The sequence below is a fragment of the Pseudomonas sp. MF6755 genome (genome assembly GCF_016405635.1).
In the GTDB taxonomy this organism is placed as follows: Bacteria; Pseudomonadota; Gammaproteobacteria; order Pseudomonadales; family Pseudomonadaceae; genus Aquipseudomonas; species Aquipseudomonas haemolytica.
Genome location: NZ_JAEKDA010000012.1, coordinates 210,651 through 234,173, shown reverse-complemented (window position 1 = coordinate 234,173; position 23,523 = coordinate 210,651). Strand labels below are relative to the sequence as shown.

The 23,523-nt window shown below is 59.0% G+C and carries 22 protein-coding genes and 1 pseudogene; 8 read left to right on the top strand and 15 right to left on the bottom strand.

Going from position 1 to position 23,523, the window contains the following annotated elements; genetic code table 11:
• Positions 1 to 514: 514 nt before the first annotated feature.
• A pseudogene (locus tag JFT66_RS29830) lies at positions 515 to 631 on the bottom strand (tail assembly protein); the annotation flags it as partial.
• Between the two features lie 570 nt (positions 632 to 1,201).
• Here JFT66_RS29830 and JFT66_RS17970 point away from each other — a divergent pair.
• Positions 1,202 to 2,650, top strand: a complete 1,449-nt coding sequence (locus JFT66_RS17970; protein ID WP_198859782.1) for a serralysin family metalloprotease — start codon at positions 1,202 to 1,204, stop codon at positions 2,648 to 2,650.
• A gap of 197 nt (positions 2,651 to 2,847) precedes the next feature.
• Positions 2,848 to 3,351 (top strand): YkgB family protein, encoded by a 504-nt coding sequence (locus tag JFT66_RS17965; protein ID WP_198859781.1) that lies wholly within the window; start codon positions 2,848 to 2,850, stop codon positions 3,349 to 3,351.
• Between the two features lie 112 nt (positions 3,352 to 3,463).
• Here JFT66_RS17965 and JFT66_RS17960 read toward each other — a convergent pair whose 3' ends face one another.
• Positions 3,464 to 4,102 carry an NAD(P)H-dependent oxidoreductase gene (locus JFT66_RS17960; RefSeq protein WP_034119741.1) on the bottom strand — a complete coding sequence of 213 codons (639 nt, stop codon included), beginning with the start codon at positions 4,100 to 4,102 and terminating at the stop codon, positions 3,464 to 3,466.
• A gap of 93 nt (positions 4,103 to 4,195) precedes the next feature.
• On the opposite strand from JFT66_RS17960, the gene JFT66_RS17955 reads away from it, so the two are divergent.
• Complete coding sequence (locus tag JFT66_RS17955; RefSeq protein WP_233097127.1) at positions 4,196 to 4,663, top strand: MerR family transcriptional regulator; 468 nt, start codon at positions 4,196 to 4,198, stop codon at positions 4,661 to 4,663.
• A 28-nt stretch (positions 4,664 to 4,691) separates the two neighbouring features.
• Here the strand turns inward: JFT66_RS17955 and JFT66_RS17950 are convergent, their stop codons facing one another.
• From JFT66_RS17950 to JFT66_RS17900, 11 genes are all read right to left on the bottom strand, one after another.
• Positions 4,692 to 5,318 (bottom strand): hypothetical protein, encoded by a 627-nt coding sequence (locus tag JFT66_RS17950; RefSeq protein WP_034119743.1) that lies wholly within the window; start codon positions 5,316 to 5,318, stop codon positions 4,692 to 4,694.
• Entirely contained in the window at positions 5,318 to 6,016 is a 699-nt protein-coding gene (locus JFT66_RS17945) for a hypothetical protein (RefSeq protein ID WP_034119744.1), read from the bottom strand. Before JFT66_RS17945 ends, JFT66_RS17950 begins: the two co-directional genes overlap by 1 nt.
• Before the next feature lie 55 nt (positions 6,017 to 6,071).
• Complete coding sequence (gene pstB / locus JFT66_RS17940; protein ID WP_043047778.1) at positions 6,072 to 6,833, bottom strand: phosphate ABC transporter ATP-binding protein PstB; 762 nt, start codon at positions 6,831 to 6,833, stop codon at positions 6,072 to 6,074.
• A gap of 76 nt (positions 6,834 to 6,909) precedes the next feature.
• Positions 6,910 to 7,803 (bottom strand): phosphate ABC transporter permease PstA, encoded by an 894-nt coding sequence (gene pstA, locus JFT66_RS17935; protein WP_153839654.1) that lies wholly within the window; start codon positions 7,801 to 7,803, stop codon positions 6,910 to 6,912.
• A complete protein-coding gene (pstC, locus tag JFT66_RS17930) occupies positions 7,800 to 8,768 on the bottom strand; it encodes a phosphate ABC transporter permease subunit PstC (protein ID WP_198859780.1) in 969 nt (322 codons plus the stop codon). The genes pstA and pstC overlap by 4 nt, the downstream gene beginning before the upstream one ends.
• Positions 8,769 to 8,843: 75 nt before the next feature.
• Positions 8,844 to 9,875 (bottom strand): phosphate ABC transporter substrate-binding protein PstS, encoded by a 1,032-nt coding sequence (pstS, locus tag JFT66_RS17925; RefSeq protein ID WP_034119747.1) that lies wholly within the window; start codon positions 9,873 to 9,875, stop codon positions 8,844 to 8,846.
• A 180-nt stretch (positions 9,876 to 10,055) separates the two neighbouring features.
• On the bottom strand, positions 10,056 to 12,620 hold the full coding sequence (locus JFT66_RS17920) for a bifunctional diguanylate cyclase/phosphodiesterase (RefSeq protein WP_198859779.1): 2,565 nt from the start codon (positions 12,618 to 12,620) through the stop codon (positions 10,056 to 10,058).
• A 220-nt stretch (positions 12,621 to 12,840) separates the two neighbouring features.
• A complete protein-coding gene (locus tag JFT66_RS17915) occupies positions 12,841 to 12,999 on the bottom strand; it encodes a DUF2474 domain-containing protein (protein WP_080752986.1) in 159 nt (52 codons plus the stop codon).
• Entirely contained in the window at positions 12,986 to 14,002 is a 1,017-nt protein-coding gene (cydB, locus tag JFT66_RS17910) for a cytochrome d ubiquinol oxidase subunit II (protein WP_198859778.1), read from the bottom strand. The genes JFT66_RS17915 and cydB overlap by 14 nt, the downstream gene beginning before the upstream one ends.
• Before the next feature lie 15 nt (positions 14,003 to 14,017).
• The gene (locus JFT66_RS17905; RefSeq protein WP_034119750.1) at positions 14,018 to 15,439 is read right to left on the bottom strand and encodes a cytochrome ubiquinol oxidase subunit I; all 1,422 of its coding nucleotides are present in this window, start codon (positions 15,437 to 15,439) and stop codon (positions 14,018 to 14,020) included.
• A 132-nt stretch (positions 15,440 to 15,571) separates the two neighbouring features.
• Complete coding sequence (locus tag JFT66_RS17900) at positions 15,572 to 17,896, bottom strand: FdhF/YdeP family oxidoreductase (protein WP_034119752.1); 2,325 nt, start codon at positions 17,894 to 17,896, stop codon at positions 15,572 to 15,574.
• 411 nt (positions 17,897 to 18,307) lie between these two features.
• Here JFT66_RS17900 and moaA point away from each other — a divergent pair, with 411 nt between their 5' ends.
• From moaA to moaE, 4 genes are read left to right on the top strand one after another with little or no spacing between them, the layout of a single operon-like run.
• Complete coding sequence (moaA, locus tag JFT66_RS17895; RefSeq protein ID WP_198859777.1) at positions 18,308 to 19,306, top strand: GTP 3',8-cyclase MoaA; 999 nt, start codon at positions 18,308 to 18,310, stop codon at positions 19,304 to 19,306.
• Positions 19,307 to 19,352: 46 nt separating this feature from the next.
• The gene (moaC, locus tag JFT66_RS17890; protein ID WP_034119754.1) at positions 19,353 to 19,847 is read left to right on the top strand and encodes a cyclic pyranopterin monophosphate synthase MoaC; all 495 of its coding nucleotides are present in this window, start codon (positions 19,353 to 19,355) and stop codon (positions 19,845 to 19,847) included.
• Positions 19,844 to 20,095: a molybdopterin converting factor subunit 1 gene (gene moaD, locus JFT66_RS17885; RefSeq protein WP_034119755.1), complete on the top strand. Its 252-nt coding sequence runs from the start codon at positions 19,844 to 19,846 to the stop codon at positions 20,093 to 20,095. Before moaC ends, moaD begins: the two co-directional genes overlap by 4 nt.
• Before the next feature lie 3 nt (positions 20,096 to 20,098).
• Entirely contained in the window at positions 20,099 to 20,551 is a 453-nt protein-coding gene (moaE, locus tag JFT66_RS17880; RefSeq protein ID WP_034119756.1) for a molybdopterin synthase catalytic subunit MoaE, read from the top strand.
• 35 nt (positions 20,552 to 20,586) lie between these two features.
• On the opposite strand, the gene JFT66_RS17875 is transcribed toward moaE, so the two are convergent.
• Together JFT66_RS17875 and moaB are read right to left on the bottom strand one after the other, a co-directional pair.
• Positions 20,587 to 21,792, bottom strand: coding sequence for a molybdopterin molybdotransferase MoeA (locus tag JFT66_RS17875; protein WP_034119757.1), 1,206 nt, complete (start codon positions 21,790 to 21,792; stop codon positions 20,587 to 20,589).
• Positions 21,789 to 22,328, bottom strand: a complete 540-nt coding sequence (gene moaB / locus JFT66_RS17870; protein WP_034119758.1) for a molybdenum cofactor biosynthesis protein B — start codon at positions 22,326 to 22,328, stop codon at positions 21,789 to 21,791. The genes JFT66_RS17875 and moaB overlap by 4 nt, the downstream gene beginning before the upstream one ends.
• Before the next feature lie 286 nt (positions 22,329 to 22,614).
• On the opposite strand from moaB, the gene JFT66_RS17865 reads away from it, so the two are divergent.
• Entirely contained in the window at positions 22,615 to 23,511 is an 897-nt protein-coding gene (locus JFT66_RS17865) for a LysR family transcriptional regulator (RefSeq protein WP_034119759.1), read from the top strand.
• Positions 23,512 to 23,523 lie beyond the last annotated feature (12 nt).

The following is a 23,523-nucleotide window of genomic DNA, read 5'->3' as shown; positions in this document are numbered from 1 at the left end:
CTCCTTGCGGGTTTGCTTGCGCTTGCCAGCGTACTCGGCGTCGGCGAAGGTCATCTGCTTCATCGGGAAACTCGGTGGGTGGGGTCGCGGTATTTTGCCAAATCAGAAAGTCTTTTTCAGAGTTTCCTTAGCAATCCCGTCGCCGGGTAGCACTCCGACCCAATCAACACCTTCCGATTTGGCTGGCGAGCGAAATACCTCACCGTTGAACTGTATGCTTCTAGGGGTCGGGCATGACTCTTCGTCACCGGTCCAAACCGGAATATCAAAGTTCTGGCTATTCGCTTGCGCAGAAAGAGCTGCGAACAACTGCAAAAAAACAAACCCTCTAAAGACAAATAGACGCACGGACTAGCACTCTGACAAAAGCCTTTTTTATCAGCACTCCGGCTCTTTAGATTTAGGACACGTCTGAAATTTATCGAGATTTTTCCTTTTTTCACTTCCACGAAACCCCGCTACCCATGTGATAGTCGCCTCACATACGCCTGGCACGCCTGCAACGCGATCAATCCTTGGTCGCCGTCGTAGGTGGCCTTACCGAAAGACGGAACGACCTTCCGAATTGGCGCAGCTGGCCGTATAGGAGAACTGTGGTCATGGGCTGATAGTTGCTTGCCAGTGCCGCCATAAAACTCCCCAGACAATAAAAAGGCCCGCCGAAACGAGCCTTGAACAGTTTGATGTGCCGCTACAAGCAGCCTTGCAGAGCGGTCAGCCGTTTATTTGCGATCCAATTACCCACCACGACGTAATACTTCGCCTCTGAGCCGGTGCCCTTTGGCTGGATATCAACGAAGTACTGAGAGCCCTCAGTGAATACCGTATATCCGGTGTCGCGCCCCGGCTGAAGCGTTGCGCCAGGCGTCCCACCGAAGATCGGCTGGTTCTGCCATTCGTAGTGAACAACGATCTCCACTTAATATCGAGCAATCAATACGCCACCCTCGGAGCCAGCCACATCTTGGAGCACCTTTAAAATCGTGAGTTAGTTCCCCGCAATCAAATCAGCCACCTGACCATCAGACTACAGCGCCCTTATATTTTTTATAGGGTATATCAATAAGTTATATATCATATTTAATTTTTAAATAACACTAAACCCACTAGTCCTTTATAAAGATCAACACAACAAGAAAGCCGCGAAAACGTGATAAGCATATAACACTCCACATCAATGGACACGAAGGAATGTACACATATGACTATCGTAGCGAAAAACCTTGTTAACTCATTCACCCCTTCGGCGCAATTTCGAACAAGTGAAGAGTACCAGGCACTCTATAATTTTTCACACGCCTATGATCGAGGAGGATTTAATTCCCCATATGGAAAGCCGTCTTACACCATTGCGCAGGCAGCGGATGAAATAACGCGAGGAGGTTACTATTGGGGTGACAACGACCACAATGGAAAATACAACTTCACCTACAGCTTTCTGACATCAGAAACTCAAGCATACGCCGCCGAGAATGTTTCTGGCTTCAGTGCATTCAACGCTCAACAGAGATCCCAGGCAGCCCTTTCGTTCCAATCCTGGTCGGACGTCGCCAACATCTCATTCATCGAATCTAGAAGCGGTGGCGACGCACATATATCATTGGGCAACTACAGTAATGATATGCAGCATGGAGGTGCCAGGTCAGCTTTCGCATTCTATCCTAACAGTAGCGGAAACAGTGACGCACTGTTTTACACCAACCAAAACTATCAAGAAAACTTAACACCGGCAAACGGCAACTATGGTCGTCAAACGTTGACCCATGAAATTGGTCACACGCTTGGACTGCAGCACCCAGGGTCGTACGACGCGAGTGTGGGTCAACCGTCATATTCGGACGCAAAATATGCCGAAGATACACATGCTTACTCCGTCATGAGTTACTGGAGCGAGAGCAACACCAACCAGAACTTCAGTAAAGGTGGTGTCGAAGCCTATGCTGCCGGCCCGCTGATCGACGACATCGCCGCGATCCAGAAGCTCTACGGGGCCAACTACAGCACCCGCGCCGGTGACACCACCTACGGGTTCAACTCCAACACCGGGCGTGATTTCCTCAGCGCCACATCCAATGCCGACAAGCTGGTGTTCTCGGTATGGGACGGTGGCGGCAACGACACCCTGGACTTCTCCGGCTTCACCCAGAACCAGAAGATCAACCTCAATGCGACCTCGTTTTCCGACGTTGGCGGCCTGGTGGGCAACGTGTCCATCGCCAAGGGCGTGACCGTCGAAAACGCCTTTGGTGGCGCGGGCAACGACCTGATCATTGGTAACCAGGTCGCCAACCTCATCAAGGGCGGGGGCGGTAACGACCTCATCTACGGCGGTCGCGGTGCGGACCAATTATGGGGCGGCGCCGGCAACGACACGTTCGTGTACGGTGCCATTTCCGATTCCACGCGATCGGCCGCGGACAAGATCTTTGACTTCACCTCCGGCTCCGACAAGATCGACCTGTCGGGCATTACCAAAGGTGCAGGCTTGAGCTTCGTCAATGCATTCACCGGGCACGCCGGCGATGCTGTGTTGAGCTATGCCTCGGGTACCAACCTGGGCACCTTGGCCGTGGACTTCTCCGGGCACGGCGTGGCGGATTTCCTCGTCACCACCGTCGGCCAGGCAGCTGTCAGCGACATCGTGGCCTGATACAAAGCGCGGCGCTTCGGCGCCGCGCTCCAGGATGGAGCAGAAGATGTCGCGTTTTTCTTATTTGATCGCCTGTGCTTCTGTTTAGTGGGCATGAAGCCCCCTCCCAGGGTTTTTAAAGAATTTCACAAAAACTGTAACGCACCGTTTCGAGGGAACTCTACGTCTATAACTCTCATAGTCGTTAAGGAAATCCCATGCTCTCATCACTATATTCCCGCTTGCTTCGCCAGTCGTTTGAAATCGAGTTCATGCGCTGGGTTCTTGTCTTGATATTCCTGATGTTTGGCTACACAAAATGGTTTGATTACGAAGCCCAGGCATTGATCCCTCTGATCAGTAACAGCCCCCTCCTTTCTTGGATGTACGGAGCGTTTGGCACTCAGGGCGCAAGTTACGCTCTCGGCGCAGCGGAGTGGACTATCGGTCTCGGTCTGGCCATCGGCGCATGGTCACCGAGGATCGCGCTGATTGCTGCCGCTGCCTCATCTCTTACCTATCTGACAACCGCCAGTCTGCTTCTAACCACTCCGGGTGGTTGGGAGGCTTCCGCTGGTGGTTTCCCAGCCATGGGCGGCGCCACCGCTTTCCTGATCAAAGATCTGGTGTTGATGGCCGGCTCGTTGGTGCTGCTCAAAAACGCGGCGCAACAACTGACGATACGCTTCAAACAGAGTGATGCGCAGCGTACAGCGGTCTAGCCGAAAACGGTCACTGGTCCACTACAATGGAAAGTGGATCAGTGATTGGAAAGGAACTCACGATCAAATACTTAGATTAATCGCCGCAATCTGGGGTGGCTGCACGTTCTCCCTAGTTGATTTCGGTTACGAAATTCTCGCGAGACCGCCGTACTTTTTTCAGGTTTACCAGCCAGTCAGACTCTGCTGCCCGGTACCCCAGAGGCAAGAGCACCACACTGCGCAGATGCCTGGCTCCCAACCCCAGAATGTCATCGACAGCCGATGGGTCGAAACCTTCCATGGGCGTCGCGTCGACTTCCTCGAATGCCGCGGCGATTAAAGCCGAGCCCAGGCCAATATAGGCCTGACGCGCAGCGGCTTGATAATTGGCCTCCTGTCCACGCTCGGCGACTATACCGAGGAGCATTTGACGGTAGTCTTCCCAACCTTGGTTGACAGTAGCGCGTACCGTGTTGGTCAGGTCGAACATCATGTTGACACGCTCAGGCGTGATGTCATCCCAGGCGGCGAACACCAGTAAATGAGAGCAGTCGGTAACCTGGGACTGGTTCCAGCTGACCGCCTTAATCTTTTCGCGAATTTGCGGGTTGGTCACCACCAGCAATTCAAATGGCTGCAGCCCGCTCGACGTCGCCGTCAGCCGTACCGCCTCCAGAATTCGTTCCAGTTTTTCAGCAGGTACTGTCTTGGACGAATCGTAACTTTTCGTCGCATAACGCCAATTCAGCAGCTCGGTTATCTTGCTCATTCTTCATATCCCACGTAGTTCAACGGTCTTCATTGAGCCCAATCCGATTTCTTCCGGATTACGCTCCGGCTTATACTGCCGATTAAAGTCAACTTGAAGGTCAAGCAAAAAATGAAGATAGGCGAGATTGCGCGACGTACAGGCCTTGCTGCTTCGGCAATACGGTACTACGAGGAGCAAGGGCTGCTGGACGCTCCCACGCGCGACATGAACAACTATCGCCATTACAGCGAATCCACCATTAAACGCTTGGAAGTCGTGATCCACGCGCAAAGACTGGGCTTTTCTCTCGATACCATTCGTAGCCTTTTCCTTCATGACGGGAGCTGCTCCAAATCCCTCACTCTGGAGCAGATCAATGTACGTCTGGAGGAGATAGAGCAAATCGAAGCCACGCTAAAAGTGCAGCGTGAGGAGTTGTTGATGCTAAAGCGAACCCTCGAAGAGAGCCTTCGCACTGGCACCGCCCCTGGAATCGCTTGCCCACGCAGCATTGAGCGATTTCGGCCTGATCGAGCCGCAGTCATGCGCAGTAAGCACATGATGGCTAGCAGCAAGTGAAGAATCGCGATACGGCGAAATCTGGAGTTCAAGAAGAAAAAGCTTCTGCACCTCGCTGCACAGGCTCCCTATATCGGGGCATTTGCTGCCTGACCAGTTGCGCCTGAACCCCCGCCACCGCATCGAGCACTCGCTGCGCCCACTGCTCATCCTGCGGGTCAACCACGACTACGCGAAAGCCGTGGTCATCCCCTTCAATACGCACACCCTCGGAATCATCCACATGCAAATCGATATCGAAGGCCGGGGGAAATTTCGACGGTGTATTGGCTAGGCCGTGCGCAGTGAGGGCGTCGTTGTGCAGAACACTGTTAACCACCCCGTCAACGCGGATGCCGTACAGCATCAGCCAACGCCTGATGTAGGAAGGCGCCCGACCGGACGAGGTGTAGACCCAGATACTGCAGCCCTGACGCCGCAGTTCGCGGGTCAGGGAACGGGTGCCGATACGCAGCGGCTCGCCCCACCAGCGATGGGCGCAGGCTGGGAGCCAGCTGCTTTCGACGGCGGAGTGATGGAGTTGGCAGGCCAGCGTGTCATCGATATCAAACGAGATACGTATGCGCGGGCGCGTGAGCGCGCGCGTGGATAAGGCTTGTACGACTCGGCTGGCGGACGTTCGGCATTTGCCCGCAAGTGTTGGATACCAACGCATCAGTGGCCTCCCTGATAGATGGGCTGCGGTGTGTCGCTCAAGAAAAACACCTTTGGATCAGGTGCCTGTTCCTCCAGGAAAGCCGCGTACTTTTTCTTGATCTTGGGCAATTCATACAACGCCTTGACGCCATGCTTGGCCGAGTTGCGGATCACCGAGGACGGGTTGAAGTAGCCCTCGGCATTTTCCAGTGTCAGCACGAACGGCGGCAAACCGGCGCGCATCAGCAGGTAGCTGACGATCAGCGAGCCGCTGCGATTGTTGCCTTCGATGAACAACTGCGGCTTGCTGAGAATGCGCACATAAACACCCGCCGCACGCTTCCAGACTGACTCACTGCGGTACGCGCTGTACCAATTGAACAAGTCCTTGATGCCACCCTCAATATTGTTGAAGAAGTGCTCTTCGGTCGCGGCCAGGTGCTGGGCGTATTCCACCCGGCGCGCCGGGTCTCGACCGCACAGCACCGTGGCGTTGATCTCCAGCATCAGGTTCAACTGATGAAGATCAAACAGGTCGACACCCCGGGCCACATAGTCGTCAATCAGCGCATAACCCTCAAGCACATTGAGCAGCACTTCGTCGGTCAAGGGGTCGCGCGGCTCGGTAAACTGCGTACTGAGCTCGGTAAAGCGGCTCTGCACTTTACGTAGAGCGCGTTCAATCGCTGACAAATCAAGACGATGCGTTACAGACATTGATATTCCCGGGAAGACGTTGGCACAGGTGCAGCCTTTATCGAATATTGATTGCTCAGCTGAATTTGCCGCTGATGTAATCCTCGGTCATTTTTTCCCGTGGGTTGCCAAACACCTGAGTGGTCGGGCCCATCTCAACCAGATAGCCGGTGCGCGTGCCCTGGGAAATATCCACCGAGAAAAACGCCGTGGTGTCGGCCACGCGGATGGCCTGCTGCATGTTGTGGGTCACCAGGGCGATGGTGTAGTCCTTCTTCAACTCCACCATCAGCTCCTCGACTCGGCGGGTAGCGATTGGGTCGAGTGCCGAACACGGCTCATCCAGCAGCAACACTTCCGGCTCGGTGGCGATAGCGCGGGCAATACACAGCCGTTGCTGCTGGCCACCGGAGAGCGACAAGCCGCTGACCTTGAGCTTGTCCTTGACCTCATCCCATAGCGCAGCGCCTTGCAGGGCGTGCTTGACGCGGTCGCCCAAGTCGCCTTTGTAGCGGTTCAGGCGCAGGCCGAAGGCGACGTTGTCGAAGATGCTCATTGAAAACGGGTTGGGCTGCTGGAACACCATGCCGATGTAGCGGCGTACCACCACTGGGTCGACGCCCTTGCCATACACATCCTGGCCGAGGAAGTGCACGTGGCCCTCGAAGCGAAAGCCTTTCACCAGATCATTCATGCGGTTGAGGCTGCGCAGCACCGTACTTTTGCCGCAGCCCGAAGGACCGATGAAACCGGTGATCTTGTTTTTTTCAATCGGCACATGGCTGTCACGCACCGCCATGAAGTTGCCGTAAAAGATCCGGTCCAGCTTGCAGTCCATGACCACAGGCGCCTGGGTGACAAACGGAGCGGCTATTTGCGCAGTTGATACGTTCAAAATTCAGATGCTCCCGTTCTTAATACTTGGGCTTGCCGAAGATACGGCTGACGATATTGACGACCAGCACGATCATCACCAACACCAACGAGGCCGCCCAGGCGAGCTCAAGCTGGTTGTCGAAAGGCATGCCGGAGAAGTTGTAGATCAGCACGGCCAGGGAGGCTGTCGGGTTCATGACCGCTAGGTCGCCGTCGTGGTAGATCCAGTAGTTGCTGAACAGCGCGGTAAACAACAGCGGCGCGGTTTCTCCCGCAGCACGTGCCACGGCGAGCATCACGCCCGTGAGGATCGCCGGCAGGCCGGTGGGCAAGATGATTTTCCAGATAACCTGCGAACGGGTGCAGCCCATGCCGTACGCGGCGTCCTTCATGACCTTGGGCACCATGCGCATCGACTCTTCAGCGGTCAGCACGACAATCGGCAGCATCAGTACCGCGAGGGCCACGCCGCCCGCGGGTGCCGAGTAGGTACCGGTGGTCATCACCACCAGCGCATAGGCAAACACCCCGGCCAGGATCGACGGCAGGCCCGTGAGCATCTTGGCGGCAAAGCGTGCGGTGTTCGCCAGTTTGCTGTCCGGCCCCAGTTCGGCCAGGAAGATGGCGGCCATGATGCCGACCGGCACCGCGATGGCGGCAGCGATACCGACCATCACAAAGGTGCCTGCCATCGCGTTGCCGAAACCGCCGCCGGTCTCGAAGCCGGTGGGCGGCAGTTCGGTGAACACCTCCAGGCTCAGGCGTGCGCCGCCACGGGTGATCAGCATGTAGAGCACGGAAATCAGCGGCACGCTGGCGAGCAGCGCGCCGAGCCAGACCAGCGTGGTCAATACCAGGCTGCGCAACGCGCGCCCTTCGAACTTGCGCTGCAGGCTCGGCACCGCGCTGACTGGGGACGTGAGGTTAGTCATTGTTTAGTACCCCGCTGGGCGTAGAGCATGATCATGGAGCCAAGGACGTTCACCAGCAGCGTGATGAACATCAGCACGAGAGCCGCGTACATCAACACTTCGATCTCGTTGGGTCCGGCTTCGGGGAAGTTCAGCGCTAACAAGGCAGCCAAAGTATTGGCCGGTGCGAACAGCGAAAGCGAAATGTTGTTCGCGTTGCCCACCAACATCGCCAGGGCCATGGTTTCACCCAGGGCGCGACCCAGGCCAAGCACCAGGGAACCAAAAATGCCGGTGGCGGCGGATGGCACCATCACCTTGAGAATCGCTTCCCAGTGAGTGGTGCCCATGCCGTAGGCGGCCTGCTTGGTTTTCATCGGCACGCTGGTCAGCGCGTCCTGGGAAACGGCGGCAATCGTCGGCAGAATCATGATCGCCAGCACCAGCGCCGCCGGAAGCAGCCCCGGGCCACTCAAGGAGGTGCCAAAAAACGGTATCCAACCCAACTCGCTGTTCAACCAGGTGGTCAGTGGCCGAATTGCCGGAATCACTACGTAGATGCCCCACAGGCCATACACCACGCTTGGGATGGCCGCGAGCAATTCGACGATGGTACGAAATACGGCCGCCAGCTTCGCCGGCAGGAAATCCTGGGTCAGGAAAATCGCCATGCTGACGCCGAAAACGCCGGCAATCAGCAGCGCAATAAAGGCGCTGTAGAGCGTGCCCCAAATGGCCGGCAAAATGCCGTACTTGCCTTGGTTAACGTCCCAGACACTGCCAAAAAGCACGTCGAACCCGTGCTTCTCCATACCCGGAAGGGCCTTGCGTCCCACCTCGAAGACCAAGGCGACGACCAACGCCAGAATCAGTACCACCCCAATTCGCGCAAGCGCCCGGAAGGTGCGATCAACCAGGAAATCCTTTGTGGAGGGCGGTTGGCAGGCAGAATCCGGGTTAACCGGTACGACGAAAGGTTTGATCATTGGCTAATTCCGGAACAAGGGGGGAAACGCTCCCGGCATGGCTGGCAGCACACACCGGGAACGGCTTCACAGGTGTTACTGGATGTTGGCGGACGCTTTGCGCACCTGATCGACGACCGATTGCGGCAGCGGGATATACCCCATCGAGTCAGCGATTTTCTGCCCCTCGGTCAGGCTGTACTCGACCATTTCGCGCATGGCCTTGGCCTTGGCCGGGTTACCGTTGTCCTTGCGGAAGATCATCCAGGTGTAGGAAGTGATCGGATAGGACTTGGCACCGTCCGGGTCCGGCAACCAGGCCACCAGGCTTTCCGGCATTTTCACCGCCGCCAGGGCCTCGGCACCGCTCTCGGCGTTCGGCACCACATACTGGCCGGCCTTGTTCTGCAACTGGGCAAAGTCAACCTTGGCCAGTTTGGCGAAGCCGTATTCGATGTAGCCAATAGCGCCCGGAGTCTGACGCACGGTGGCGGTCACGCCATCGTTCTTGGGCGACTTGATGAACTTGTCGCTGGCCGGCCAATTGACGGTATTGCCCTCCCCCAGCGCCTGTTTGAACTCAGGGTTGATGGTCGCCAGGTGCTTGGTGAATACCGCCGTGGTGCCGCTGGAATCTGCACGCACCACCACGGTGATCGGCGTGTCGGTCAGCTTCAGGTCCGGGTTGGCGGCAACGATCTGTGGGTCGTTCCACCGGGTGATCTTGCCCAGGAAGATATTGGAGTAAACATCGCGTGGCAGCTTGAGCCCCTTGGGATTGCCCGGCAGGTTATACGCCAGCACGATTTCCCCCGCGGTCATCGGCAGCAACTGCACGCCTTCGGCCACCTTGGCGATGTCTTCGTCTTTCATGGCCGAGTCACTGGCGGCGAAATCGACGGTTTTATTCAGGAAGTCCTGCACACCTGCGCCGCTGCCCTTGGATTGATAATCCACCGTGACGCCAGCGGTCTTCTTGCTGAAATCCTTGAACCAGGTGAGGTAGATCGGTGCAGGGAAGCTGGCGCCGGAACCGGTGAGGCGCACGCTTTCGGCGGCAAATGTCACGGAGGAGGCACACAGAGAAACCGTAACGGCCAGTGCTGCAGACTTCATCAAGCTTTTCATTAAAGGAACTCGTTGTGGTGACGGGCTCCCGAACTGTGCAGCAGGGTTGTTACATTTTTATGAAAATTGAGTGGCAAACCGCGGTTTTGTCCCTATTTGCCACTACAGCCAAGTATTTCCAGGCGTTTGGTTAGTAACAAAATGCGTCTAGAGTGCTGCCATCCGCTGTGGCGAGGAAGCTTACTTGGGTAGGCTGCCAATCAGCTCACTGATTGCCTGGGCATTGATCGGCTGGCTCAAATAGAACCCCTGCGCTTCATCACACTGCACATCCTTCAATGCGTTGAGCTGATCGTCGGTTTCCACGCCTTCGGCGGTCACCGTCAGCGACAGCGCCCGCCCCAGGCCGACGATCGCCTGGATGATCGAATGATCGCCGCCGCTGGCCGTCAAGCCATCGACAAAGCTGCGGTCGATCTTCAAGCCGTCGAACGGGAATGAGCGCAGGTAACTCAGGGACGAATAGCCGGTACCGAAGTCATCCATCAGCAAGCGTACGCCCAACTCCTTGAGGTTTTGCATGATGCCGAGGGCGACCTTCTCGTCGTTGAGCATCACACTTTCGGTCAACTCCAGTTCCAGCCGTGCCGGGTTCAGGCCGGTGTCGGCCAGCACCGACTTGACCCGCGCCACCAGGTGCCCGCGCTGGAATTCGGTGGGCGACAGGTTGACGGAAATCATCATGTCTTCAGGCCAATGCGTGGCCGCTTTGCACGCCGTGTGCAAGACCCAATGACTCAGCGGCAGGATCAGCCCGGTTTCCTCGGCAATCGGGATAAACACCTCCGGCCCCAGCAACCCACGCTGCGGATGCTCCCAGCGCACCAGCGCCTCGGCGCCGGCCAGGCGCGTGCCTTCAATGCGATAGCGCGGCTGGAAATCCAGGCGCAGTTCCTCGTTCTTGATCGCGTGGCGCAGGTCGCTTTCAAGTTGGCGCCGCTCAATGATGCGCGCGTTCATGTCGCCGGCATAAAAGCGCCAGGTATTGCGGCCGCCGTCCTTGGCGTCGTAGAGAGCAATGTCGGCGTAGCGCAGCAGCTCTTCAGCGAGGATGGCATCGGCCGGAGCCATGGCAATACCGATGCTCGCGCTGATAAACACCTCGTGCTCGGCGATGGAGAACGGCAACTCGATACAGTCGATCAAGCGCCTGCACAACGTCTCCACCTCCGAGGGAGAGCTCATGTTCGCCACCACCAGCACAAACTCATCCCCGCCAATGCGCGCGACCAGGTCGTCGCCCCGCAGGCAGCCTTGCAAGCGACGGGACACTTCGTTGAGCACCTGATCACCCGCCGCGTGCCCCAGCAGGTCATTGACCGGCTTGAAGCGGTCAAGATCGACGCTGAGCATTACCAACGGGCGCTCCAGAGTCGGTGAGGCCTTGAGTTTGCCTTCGAGGAACTCTTGCATACGCGTGCGGTTGGCCAGCCCGGTCAAGGCGTCGTGCTGCGACAGGTATTCAATGCGCCGCCGGGATTCGACTTCTTCAGTAATGTCGCTGGCGGTGCCTCGATAGCCCTGCCCGGGTATCTCACGTACCGACAGCCGACAGATGCGTGCCTGGCCGTCGCCTGCCAGGTAATTGCATTGCACGGTCGCATGGGTGCGATGGGCATGCTCCTTGAACCAGATAGACAACGGGCCTTGCTCGGACGTCAGCACCTCATCCACCGTACACCCCAGGCACTGCGCCCGGGCGAGACCGGTGATTGCCTCAAAGCGCTCCGACAGGTAGGTGAAACGCAGTTCGGCATCGACCTCCCAGATCCAGTCAGACGCGGCCTCGGCCACATCGCGAAAGCGCGCTTCACTGATCGCCAAGGCCGCACGGCTGGCTTGCAAGGTGGCGTAGTGGCTGTCCATGAGCCGCGCCGCCGCAAGGGTCCGACGTTGAATGACCCAGGTCATCAGGCCAAACAGCAAACCGGCGACCGCGACCAGCGGCACCACCAGGACCAATAGTTGACGGCCCGGGTCGTCTGAGGTCCATTGCACAACCCCTGCGTTGTCAGGCAGCTCCAAGGTCGGTGCGTTTGTCGGCCGCACGCCTGCCGGTGCTACGCGTAGACCCTCCACGCCAAAACTGCGGCCCAGTGCGTCCAATCGTGCAGGCTCCAGCTTGGAAACGAAGAGCAGCACCGACGCTGGCCCGCTATCGGCCTTCACGTTCGGGTCGGTGCCCGGGGTCAGCGCAGCGGCTGCCAGCACCGCAGGTACGCCATTGACGTTGACCAATCGGCTGAGGGACTTGCCGTCAACGGCGGCTTTTCGGGCCTGGGCCAGCAGCGCATCGATCGATGAATGCAGCCAATCCTGCGCCGCGACAGACTGCAATTGCCCATCAATCACCGCGTACACCGTACGCCCGGCGGGATCCACGACAAACACCCCCTGGAACCCCAGGTCGGTAAATAACGTAGAGCCGATGTTTTGCCGGACGAAAGCCCATTCCACATCGATTGTCTGGTGGAGATGCTGGTAGGCATCGCCCCAGAACGCGTAGTCCTTGACCGCAGAAGCCGCGGCCTTTTCATCCGACATCAAGGCGTTGTCGATGTCGAGCCGGGCGTGTTTACCGGCATCAACGTTGAGGTGGTGTGCAATGGAGATCAACAACACCCCCACCAATAGAAACATCGCTAACAACAATGCCGACCAGGCGAGCAAGGCTGCCCGTGCTGCCGCGAGGCTGGAGGCGCTTACCTGCGCAAGAGGCTTGGGACCAAGGCTGAGCGTTTCCATCGTGCTCCAGGTGCATGGGCAAGCTAAATACCCGCGTGAAAATCACACTGCGCACTTGCGGGTGCGCGATTGCTTGCTATTAGAAGATAGACACTTTTTCAAAAGACCTGAGTTTTCCTGAAAAAACACCCTGTAACAGACCGCAGAGAGTGAAGGTCCGGCGCACTGTGTGATCCGGCGCTACCTTCAGCGCCGGACTGTTTTCGGGTCAAATTCCCCTTCAATGGCTGCTCATGCCGGCCATGTGCATCATCCCGCGTAAACCACTGGCGACGATGCCTAGAGCGAGCACACTGGCGAACCAAATTGCGATCAACCAGAACACCCGGTGGTACCAGCGCCCGGCAGGCAGCGGTTGTTCAGTCTTAGTGGTAGCCATCGCCAATCCTCACTTTGCCGCGGAACACGTAGTAGCTCCAGCAGGTGTACATCAGGATGATCGGCAGGATGAACAGCGTGCCGACCAGGATGAACAACTGGCTCGAAGGCGGCGATGCAGCGTCCCACAGGCTGATGGACGGCGGCACGATGTTCGGCCAGATGCTGAAGGCCAGGCCGATATACCCCAGGAATACCAGAACCAGGGTGAACACGAACGGCCAGTGCGAGTGGTGTTGACGCAAAGTCTTCAACAGCCCCACCAGTGCCAGTGCGCCCAGCAGCAGCAGGCCGCCAAACACCACAATGTGCACCTGGGCAAACCAGCGCAGGGCGATTTCCGGGTGCAGCCACGGCGTCCACACACACAGCACCGCCACCACCGCCATCAGCGCGAACGCCAGGTAACGGCTGAACAGGCGCATGCGTGATTCGAGCATGCCTTCAGTCTTGACCAGCAACCAGGTGCTGCCCAGCAACGCATAGGCCACCACCAACCCGACCCCGCAGAACAGCGGGAACGGCGACAGCCAGTCGAGGGTGCCACCGGCAAACTGGCGATTCACCACCGGGATACCGGCAATGTAGGTGCCGATCACCACGCCCTGGCAGAGGGTCGCCAGGAACGAGCCGCCGATAAACGCCATGTCCCAGATATGCCGCTTCTGCGGGCTGGCCTTGAAGCGAAACTCAAACGCCACACCACGAAAGATCAGCCCGGCCAGCATGAAAATCAGCGGCAGGTACAACGCCTCCAGGATCACCGAATACGCCAGCGGAAACGCGCCATACAACGCCGCGCCGCCGAGCACCAGCCAGGTCTCGTTGCCGTCCCACACCGGCGCCACGGTGTTCATCATCACGTCGCGCTCCTGCTCGTCCGGAATTAGTAGAAACAGGATGCCCAAACCCAAATCGAAGCCATCCATGATCACGTACATCATCACCCCGAAGGCAATGATCACGCCCCAGATCAACGACAGGTCTATACCTACAATGCCCATGTGCAATCCCCTTGATCAGTTGGTGTGGTCGCCGGACGCGAGCGTCTCGGTGACGGCGGACAGGGGGCGGCGTGGTGTGCGCTCCTGGCCGGGGCCGCCTTGTGGCGGATGGTCGTGATGGGGCTGCGGGCCTTTGCGCACCAGCTTCATCATGTAGCCGATACCCACGGCAAATACCGAGAAGTAGATCAGCACAAACAATGCCAGGGAGATGCTCAGTTGCGTGACGCTATGATTGGACGCCGCGTCGGCGGTGCGCATCAGCCCGTAGACCACCCACGGCTGGCGCCCTACTTCGGTGGTGATCCAGCCGGCCAGCATGGCGATCAGCCCGGTCGGCCCCATGAACAACACCAGGCGCAGGAACAGGCGATTGCGATACAGCGCGCCGTTACGACGCAAGGCGAAGCCCAGCAAGCCAGTAAGGATCATCAACATGCCCAGCCCGGCCATGATGCGGAAGCTGAAAAAGATGATGGTCGAGTTCGGCCGATCTTCTTTGGGGAAGCTCTTGAGCGCCGGGATCTGTTTGTCCAGGCTGTGGGTGAGGATCAGGCTGCCCAGGTACGGCACTTCAATTGCAAAGCGGGTCTTCTCGGCCTGCATGTCCGGGATGCCAAACAACACCAGCGGCGTCGCGCCATCGCCGACGTTTTCCCAGTGCCCTTCAATCGCGGCAATTTTCGCCGGCTGGTGCTCCAGGGTATTAAGACCATGGGCATCACCCACGATTGCCTGGATCGGCGCCACGATCAGCGCCATCCACATCGCCATCGAGAGCATTTTGCGCACCGCCGGGGTGTCGTTTTTGCGCAGCAGGTGCCAGGCCGCCGATGAGCCGACAAAGAACGCAGTGGCAACGAACGCGGCAATCGCCATGTGCGCCAGGCGGAACGGGAATGACGGGTTGAACACGATAGCGAACCAGTCCAGCGGCATCACCCGGCCATCGACGATGGAGAAGCCTTGGGGCGTTTGCATCCAGCTGTTGGACGCCAGGATCCAGAACGTCGAGATCAACGTACCGATGGCGACCATCACTGTGGAAAAGAAGTGCAAACCCCGCCCTACCCGGTTCCAGCCAAACAGCATCACTCCGAGGAAACCCGCTTCCAGGAAGAACGCCGTCAGCACCTCATAGGTGAGCAACGGCCCGGTAATGCTGCCAGCAAAGTCCGAGAAGCGACTCCAGTTGGTGCCGAACTCGTAGGCCATGACCAGGCCCGAGACCACGCCCATGCCGAAGTTGACGGCGAAGATCTTCGACCAGAAGTGATACAGGTCCTTGTAGACCGCGTTGTTGGTTTTCAGCCACAAGCCTTCGAGCACCGCCAGGAAACTGGCCAGGCCGATGGTGATAGCGGGGAAAATAATGTGAAACGAGACCGTGAAGGCGAATTGAATTCGCGCAAGGTCCAGCGCCTCGAGATTTAACATGGCAATACCCTTATGGAAACTTGATGCGCACGCGCACCCAGCCCGGCGAGCCTCAGGCCTCGTGGCCTGCGGCAAACGGATGTGCAGTGATCAGGAAAACCCAGGGCGCCGTACTGGCCGCCCCGGTACGGCTCAAGCGCCGTGGGACTGGATCAGGTTGCTGGCCGGCGCGGGTTCAAGCCGTATGGCGATGAACTTCGACGTCGGGGTAAAGGTGCGGTCGCCATAGCTTTCCAGCGGCACCAACGGGTTGGTTTCGGGGTAATAGGCGGCGGCCTGCCCGGCGGGAATGTCATAGGCGATCAAGGTGAAGCCGCTGACCCGACGCTCACGGCCATCGCCCCACAGCGAGACCATGTCGACTTTCTGCCCCGGCTCGTAGCCCAGCTTGCGGATGTCCTGTTCATTGACGAACACCACATCGCGCATGCCATAGACGCCGCGATAACGGTCATCGAGCCCGTACAGGGTGGTGTTGTACTGGTCGTGGGAACGCATGGTCTGCAGGATCAGCTCCGGCTTGACGTCTAGGTTGCGCACGCCTTCGCTGACCAGGTGCGCCGGCAACACGCTGGAGACAAACTGGGCTTTGCCGGTGTCGGTTTTCCAGATGCGTCGCGCTGCGTCGTTGCCCAGGTGGAAACCGCCCGGGTGCAGCAGTTTGGTGTTGAAGTCCTTGAAGCCGGGAATGGTGTCGGCAATCAAGTCGCGGATGCGGCCGTAGTCAGCCACCGTCCACAGCCAGTCAATCGGGCGCTTGCCCAGGGTGGCGTTGGCGATCCCGGCAATGATCGCCGGTTCCGAACGCATCAGCGGCGACTTGGGTTTCAGTTGGCCGTGGGAGATATGCACCATGCTGAAGGTGTCTTCCACCGTCACGCCTTGCGGGCCTTCTGCCTGGATGTCGATATCGGTACGGCCCAGGCACGGCAGGATCAAGGCTTCGCGACCGGTGACCAAATGGCTGCGGTTGAGCTTGGTGGCGATGTGCACGGTCAGGTCGCACTTACGCAGCGCCGCATGGGTGCGCGGAGTGTCCGGCGTGGCTTGGGCGAAGTTGCCACCCAGGCCAATGAAAACCTTGGCACGCCCTTCTTCCATGGCCGCAATCGCCATGACTGTGTTGTGGCCATGGCGGCGAGGCACCTTGAAGTCAAAGCGTGCTTCCAATGCGTTGATCAACTCCGGCGGCGCCAGTTCGTTGATGCCCATGGTGCGGTCGCCTTGCACGTTGCTATGGCCGCGCACGGGCGACAGCCCCGCCCCTGGCCGGCCGATGTTGCCGCGCAACAGTTGCACGTTGATGATTTCCTGCACGGTCAGCACCGAATGCGTGTGCTGGGTCACGCCCATCGCCCAGCACATGATCACCCGCTTGGCGCGTCGGTACATGCGTGCGGCCAGCTCGATATCCTCAAGGCTCAGGCCCGATTGCTCGACAATATGCTCCCACGAGGTGGCGTCCACTTGCGCCAGGTAACGCTCCAGGCCCGAGGTGTGCTGGGCGATGAAAGCGCGGTCGAATACTGCCTCGCCATCGTTCTCCAGGGCTTCACGTTCCCATTTGAGCAGGAACTTAGCGATGCCGCGAAAAGCCGCCATGTCGCCGCCCAAGGCCGGGCGAAAGTACGCCGACGAGGTGGGTTCGGAACCGTTGGTAAGCATCTCCAGGGGATGCTGCGGGTGTTGGAAACGCTCCAGCCCACGCTCTTTGAGCGGGTTGAAACAAATCACCTGGGCACCGCGCTTCACCGCCTCGCGCAGCGGTTCGAGCATACGTGGGTGGTTGGTGCCGGGGTTCTGGCCGATGACGAAAATCGCGTCGGCCTCCTCCAGGTCATCGAAGGTCACCGTGCCTTTGCCCACGCCGACGCTGTCGTCCATGCCCAGGCCGCTGGCTTCGTGGCACATGTTCGAACAGTCGGGAAAGTTGTTGGTGCCGTAGGCGCGAACGAACAACTGGTACAGATAAGCCGCTTCGTTACTGGCGCGGCCCGAGGTATAGAACTCGGCCTGGTCCGGCGATTCCAGTTCGTTGAGGTGCTTGGCGATCAGCGCAAAGGCGTCATCCCAAGAGATTTCGACATAACGGTCCAGGGAATCGTCATAGCGCATCGGGTGTGTCAAGCGGCCCTGGTATTCGAGCCAATAGTCACTTTGCGCTGCCAGCGACGACACCGTGTATTTGTTGAAGAACGCCGGGTTGACCAGGCGCCCGGTGGCTTCCCAGTTGACCGCCTTGGCGCCGTTCTCGCAGAACTTGACCATGCCGCTTTCCGGCGATTCGCCCCAGGCGCAACCGGGGCAGTCGAAACCGCCGTTCTGGTTGGTCTTGAGCATCGCGCGGATGTTCTTGAGCGCGTTTTCACTGCCCAGCCAGTTTTTCGTCACCGCGATCAGCGCCCCCCAACCGGCGGCCGCCCCCTTGTACGGTTTATAACGCTCAACTTCGCTCATGATGCTTCTCCAGGACTTCACGCATAGGCAGCGCCTAACTTAAAGCCTTTATTGATGGTTATTTTCAGGCATTGCAGAACGCAAACAGTGTTTGCACCGATCTTTCCACGGTCTCGAAATCGGTTTACATATTCAGGCTAGGCCCTACAAAAACATCTGTCTAATCACAAATAATGACCACGCCATCGATAACATCGATCACCATTAAAGTCGTTATTTTTCATAGTGATACGAACTTAAAAAGTCCAAATAAAATCGCTATAGATTTCATCGATCACTCAGTTGCTAATAGTGATTAGACGCCCTTCAAAAACAAATTTAGGCTTGAATCAAATAAGGCTCTCATCTCTGTCGAGCGCTCAAAAACAACGCCATGGCTACGCTTTTATTGAGTCGCAGCCGGAGGTTTCCATGACCGATAAAATCCTGATGGATAGTTTTTCTCGCCGGGTCGACTACCTCAGAATGTCGGTGACCGACCGCTGCGATTTCCGTTGTGTGTATTGCATGGCCGAAGACATGCAGTTCCTGCCACGCCAGCGCATCCTCACGCTGGAGGAGCTGTATCAACTGGCTGAAACTTTCGTCACCCTGGGCACTCGCAAAATCCGCCTGACCGGCGGCGAGCCGCTGATTCGCCCGGGTGTGGTTGACCTGTGCCAGCGCATCGCCGCCCTCCCCGGCCTGCGCGAGCTGTGCATGACCACCAACGGCTCACAGCTGGGCAAGCTCGCCGTTCCTTTGTTCGAGGCCGGCCTCAAGCGCCTGAATATCAGCCTCGACAGCCTCGACCCCAAGCGCTTTCGCGAACTGACGCGCACCGGCGATTTGGCCAAGGTCATCGCCGGTATCGACGCCGCGAACGCCGCAGGTTTTCAACGCACCAAACTCAATTGCGTGGTGATGAAGGGCCGTAACGATCACGAGATCAACGACCTGGTGGCATTCGCCATCGAGCGCGGCGTGGATATTTCCTTTATCGAAGAAATGCCCCTGGGCGTGATCAGTGAACACAGCCGTGCCGAGGCGTTCTACTCCAGCGCGCAAGTGCGCGAGCGGATCGCCGAACGCTACACCCTGATCGACTCGGCCGAATCGACCCAGGGCCCTTCGCGCTACTGGCGCCTGGCCGAAGCGCCACATATCCGCCTGGGCTTTATTTCCCCCCACAGCCACAACTTCTGCGGCACCTGCAACCGCGTGCGGCTGACCGTTGAAGGCCGCTTGCTGCTGTGCCTGGGCGACGAGCATTCGGTCGACCTCAAGGAGGTGCTGCGCCGTTATCCGGGAGAGCCGCAACGGCTGGAGCACGCCATCCTCGAGTCGATGAAGATCAAGCCGTACCGACACAACTTCGAGCTCAACGATGACGTGCAGGTGGTGCGCTTCATGAACATGACCGGCGGCTAGCTGGCCGGTTTTTCTTTCTTTGTACTCAGTTAATCCGAGGTGCCCCATGCGCGAACACTCGCCTACCCTGACCCATCTGGACGCCGCAGGCCGGGCCAGCATGGTCGACGTCACCGACAAAGCCGCCACCACCCGCGAAGCCCAGGCCCAGGCTTGGGTGCGCATGCTGCCGAGCACCTTGCAACGGATCCAGGCCAACGGCCATCCCAAGGGCGATGTGTTTGCCGTGGCACGTATCGCCGGGATCATGGCCGCGAAGAAAACCCATGAGCTGATCCCGCTGTGCCACCCGCTGATGCTCAGTTCGATCCACCTCGAACTGCGCGCCGTCGAGCCTGACAGTGTGCAGATCCTCAGCACCTGCCGGCTCAACGGCCAGACCGGCGTCGAGCTCGAAGCCCTGACCGCCGCCAGCGTGGCAGCCTTGACGATCTATGACATGTGCAAGGCCGTGGATCGGGGCATGGTCATCGACCGGATCCAGTTGCTGAAAAAACACGGCGGCAAGTCAGGCACCTTCATTGCAGGAGACGCCCAATGATTCTGATCAACTACTTTGCGCGCTACCGGGAACAGCTGGGCATCGGCGGCGAAAAGCTCGCGCTGGATGAGTCTTTGCGCACCATTGCGCACGTCAGGCAATTGCTGTGCGCACGCGGTGAGACCTGGCAGCAGGTGCTGGGTGAAACCAGCCTGATGTGTGCACTGAACCAGGAACTCTGCACACCGGACGCGCCGATCGAAGACTTCGACGAAATTGCCTTCTTCCCCCAAGTGACCGGAGGTTGACCCATGCCGGTTCAGGTGCAGACCGAGTTGTTCGACCTGGGTGAACTGACCCGCAGCGTCCACGCCGAAGACCCCGGCGTTGGCGCCGTGGCCACGTTCGTGGGCTATGTACGCGATATCAACCAAGACGATCAGGTCAGCGAGTTGTTCCTTGAGCATTACCCGGGCATGACCGAGCGCGCATTGCAGCTGATCGTTGATCAGGCCCATGGGCGCTGGCCGTTGCAGCGAGTAAGCATCGTTCATCGTGTCGGGGCGTTGAAAGTGGGTGAGCCCATCGTCTTCGTCGGCGTCGCCAGTCAACATCGCCAGGTGGCTTTTGACGCGTGCGCGTTCCTGATGGACTACCTAAAGACTCGGGCGCCGTTCTGGAAGCGGGAGCAGACTGCTGCCGGTGCGCGTTGGGTGGAGGGAAGGGAAAGTGACCGGCTGGCGCAGGAGCGCTGGGCACTTTAAGAATGTGGGAGCCGGCTCCCACATTTGATCCTTGATCAGAACAACTCAGAGAACGGTATAAACCGCGCCGTATCACCGGCCCGCAACGTACCGCCCTCAAGAATCTCCACCAACCCATCCGCCCACGACGCACCCAGCATCACTCCGGAACTCTGGTTCGGATACAGCACCGCTCTGCCCGCCTCGATCCTGGCCCGCAGGTACTCGCGGCGACTGCCGGCCCTGGGCCAGTCAAACCCCACACTCACCGCAAAGCTCATCGGCGTGACGTCATCGACGCCCTGGATACGCAGCAGATAAGCCCGTGCCAGCAAGCCGAAGGTCACCAGCGCCGAGGCCGGGTTGCCGGGCAGGCCAATCACTGGCACACGGCCAAACAAGCCGACGGTCAGGGGTTTGCCCGGTTTGATCGCAAGCTTCCAGAACAACGGCTTGCCGCCTTCACGCAGTACCTGGCCGAGGCAGTCGGCATCGCCGGCCGATACGCCGCCAGTGGTAAGGATCAGGTCAGCGGCGTGCTGCAACTGCTCCAGCTTGAGCCGAGTCAGTTGCGGCTGGTCGGGAAGAATGCCGCCGTCGATGACCTCACAGCCCAGTGCACCCAGCCAATGGCTGAGCAAGGTGTGATTGCTGTTGTAGATGCAGCCAGGCTTGAGTGGCGTGCCCGGCTCGGCCAGTTCATCGCCGGTGGACAGCAGCACCACCCGTGGCCGGCGTACCACCGACACATGGGTGCAGCCCTGGGCCGCTGCAACGGCCAACTCGAAAGGGCCGAGTCGCTTGCCGGCCTGCAGTAATACCTCACCGGCACGGTTTTCCTGGCCTTGGGCGCGGATATTCTGGCCCTCGCGCAACGGCTGGGCGAAGCGCACGCGCGCATCGTCCAGCACCTCGGTGTTCTCCTGCATCTCGACGCAATTGGCGCCGTCCGGCACCGGTGCGCCGGTGAAGATGCGCGCACAGGTGCCGGGCAGCAGGGGCCCAGGTGCTTGACCGGCGAAGATCTGTTGCGACACCCACAATGGCTGGCCCTGCCAACCCGTGAGGTTCAGGGCATAGCCGTCCATGGCACTGTTTGGCCAGGGCGGCAGGTCCAGGGTCGCCACCAGGTCATTGGCCAGCACCCGTTGCCGGGCATCGCTGAGCAACACCGACTCGCTGTCTTGCAGGCGGTGTTCCAGGGCCAGGGCCAGCAACGCAGCAACGGCCTCCTCCACCGTCATCAGCGCTGCGCCGCTCATCCTCGCGTGCCGCAGAGTGCCACCGGCTTGAGGTGCGGCACGAAGTTACACGGGCGGTGGCGCGCATCGAGCTGCTCGGCGAGGATGCCTTCCCAGGCAGTGCGGCAAGCACCGGTCGAGCCCGGCAGGCAGCATACCAGCGTGCCGTTGGCCAGGCCGGCCAAGGCGCGGCTCTGCACCGTGGACGTGCCGATATCAAGAATCGAGATGGCACGGAACAGCTCACCGAAACCATCAATATGCTTGTCCAGCAAACAGCCCACCGCCTCGGGGGTGCTGTCGCGACCAGTAAAACCCGTACCGCCAGTGATCAATACCACTTGCACACGCTCATCGGCGATCCAGGTCGCCACCTGGGCGCGGATTTTGTACAAGTCATCCTTGAGCAGGTTGCGCTCCACCAGGCTGTGCCCGGCTTCCAACAGGCGGCTGACCAGCAATTGCCCGGAGGTGTCATTGGCGTATTCGCGGGTATCGCTGACCGTCAACACGGCAATATTCAAGGGTACAAACAATGCATCCGACGTGACGCTCATGTCATTCTCCGGCAGGCGATTATCAAAACAATGGCCTGAGGCTAAAGCGCTGAAACGATGGCTGTCTAATCGTTACGGCTGACCGGGTTATCGAGCGTCTCTATCACGGTTTTTCCTGCCGGCCTTGCGCTGGCTATCGAGTGCATCAATCACTCCGTCGATACAGGTGATTGGACGTGCCTGGCGTTACAATGAGATCGTCTGCTCATTCATTCGCCGGGGTGCGCGGGTTCCCAGCGCCTTGCGCCCTCAACGGCTTTTCACTTATTCCCAGGCAGGTGCCTTAATGGACATAAAGCAACTTAAATTCCTGATCGCGCTGGAGCAGACCCGGCACTTCGGCCAGGCTGCCGCACGCTGCCACATCACCCAGCCAACCCTGTCGATGCGCCTGCGCAACCTGGAAGATGAGCTGGGCCTGGAGCTGGTCACCCGCGGCCAGCGCTTCGAAGGTTTCACCCAGGCCGGTGAGCGCGTGCTGGCCTGGGCCCGGACCCTGCTCGCCGCCCATGACGGCTTGTTTGCCGAGGCTGCTGCCTGCCGCGGCCAACTGGTCGGTAACCTGCGCCTGGGCCTGGTGCCCCTGAGCGGGTTCAATCCGATCAGCTACATCCAGGGCTTGTCCCACACCTTCCCGGAGCTTAAGTTCAGCCTGACGTCCACGAGCTCGGACAAGATCATCGAAGCCTTGGGTACCAATCAACTGGACTTGGGCGTGTGTTACCTGGACCACGTAAACCCCAACTACCTGGAGTTTTTCGAACTGGGCGAGACCCGCGTCGGCCTGCTGTACGATACCCGCCACTTCCATTTCGAAGGCACGCAAATGAGCTGGGAAGACGCCGCCGAATTGCCCCTGGGGATGATCAGCAATGGCATGCACTACCGAAAATCCATCGACCTGAGCTTTCGCAGCCGCGGGCTCGACCCGCAGCCGATTCTCGAAAGCGATTCCACCTATCAGTTGTTCCAGGCGATCCACGAAGGGTTCTGCTGCGCAATCATGCCCCTGGACAGTGGCCTGGAAAGCCCGATCGAAAACCTGGCGTTCATCAACCTGCCGGACGCCAGCGTACTCGCACCGCTGGGCATGGTGATGCGCAAGACCGAACCGCGCTCGGCCATTGCCGAGAAGTGTTTTGCCGAGGCCAGGAAGTTGTTCGCGGTCAAGAGCGCGGTCTGACGCGCAAAAAAA

Excerpts from the sequence above, each read along its gene's own strand:
- moaE (WP_034119756.1), top strand. The coding sequence starts at position 20,099 with ATGCCGGTTCAGGTGCAGACCGAGTTGTTCGACCTGGGTGAACTGACC.
- JFT66_RS17875 (WP_034119757.1), bottom strand. The coding sequence starts at position 21,792 with ATGAGCGGCGCAGCGCTGATGACGGTGGAGGAGGCCGTTGCTGCGTTG.
- JFT66_RS17965 (WP_198859781.1), top strand. The coding sequence starts at position 2,848 with ATGCTCTCATCACTATATTCCCGCTTGCTTCGCCAGTCGTTTGAAATC.
- moaD (WP_034119755.1), top strand. The coding sequence starts at position 19,844 with ATGATTCTGATCAACTACTTTGCGCGCTACCGGGAACAGCTGGGCATC.
- JFT66_RS17915 (WP_080752986.1), bottom strand. The coding sequence starts at position 12,999 with ATGGCTACCACTAAGACTGAACAACCGCTGCCTGCCGGGCGCTGGTAC.
- JFT66_RS17950 (WP_034119743.1), bottom strand. The coding sequence starts at position 5,318 with ATGCGTTGGTATCCAACACTTGCGGGCAAATGCCGAACGTCCGCCAGC.
- pstB (WP_043047778.1), bottom strand. The coding sequence starts at position 6,833 with ATGGACTGCAAGCTGGACCGGATCTTTTACGGCAACTTCATGGCGGTG.
- pstC (WP_198859780.1), bottom strand. The coding sequence starts at position 8,768 with ATGATCAAACCTTTCGTCGTACCGGTTAACCCGGATTCTGCCTGCCAA.
- pstA (WP_153839654.1), bottom strand. The coding sequence starts at position 7,803 with ATGACTAACCTCACGTCCCCAGTCAGCGCGGTGCCGAGCCTGCAGCGC.
- JFT66_RS17920 (WP_198859779.1), bottom strand. The coding sequence starts at position 12,620 with ATGGAAACGCTCAGCCTTGGTCCCAAGCCTCTTGCGCAGGTAAGCGCC.
- JFT66_RS17970 (WP_198859782.1), top strand. The coding sequence starts at position 1,202 with ATGACTATCGTAGCGAAAAACCTTGTTAACTCATTCACCCCTTCGGCG.
- JFT66_RS17905 (WP_034119750.1), bottom strand. The coding sequence starts at position 15,439 with ATGTTAAATCTCGAGGCGCTGGACCTTGCGCGAATTCAATTCGCCTTC.
- pstS (WP_034119747.1), bottom strand. The coding sequence starts at position 9,875 with ATGAAAAGCTTGATGAAGTCTGCAGCACTGGCCGTTACGGTTTCTCTG.
- JFT66_RS17960 (WP_034119741.1), bottom strand. The coding sequence starts at position 4,102 with ATGAGCAAGATAACCGAGCTGCTGAATTGGCGTTATGCGACGAAAAGT.
- moaA (WP_198859777.1), top strand. The coding sequence starts at position 18,308 with ATGACCGATAAAATCCTGATGGATAGTTTTTCTCGCCGGGTCGACTAC.
- JFT66_RS17865 (WP_034119759.1), top strand. The coding sequence starts at position 22,615 with ATGGACATAAAGCAACTTAAATTCCTGATCGCGCTGGAGCAGACCCGG.
- moaC (WP_034119754.1), top strand. The coding sequence starts at position 19,353 with ATGCGCGAACACTCGCCTACCCTGACCCATCTGGACGCCGCAGGCCGG.
- moaB (WP_034119758.1), bottom strand. The coding sequence starts at position 22,328 with ATGAGCGTCACGTCGGATGCATTGTTTGTACCCTTGAATATTGCCGTG.
- JFT66_RS17900 (WP_034119752.1), bottom strand. The coding sequence starts at position 17,896 with ATGAGCGAAGTTGAGCGTTATAAACCGTACAAGGGGGCGGCCGCCGGT.
- cydB (WP_198859778.1), bottom strand. The coding sequence starts at position 14,002 with ATGGGCATTGTAGGTATAGACCTGTCGTTGATCTGGGGCGTGATCATT.
- JFT66_RS17945 (WP_034119744.1), bottom strand. The coding sequence starts at position 6,016 with ATGTCTGTAACGCATCGTCTTGATTTGTCAGCGATTGAACGCGCTCTA.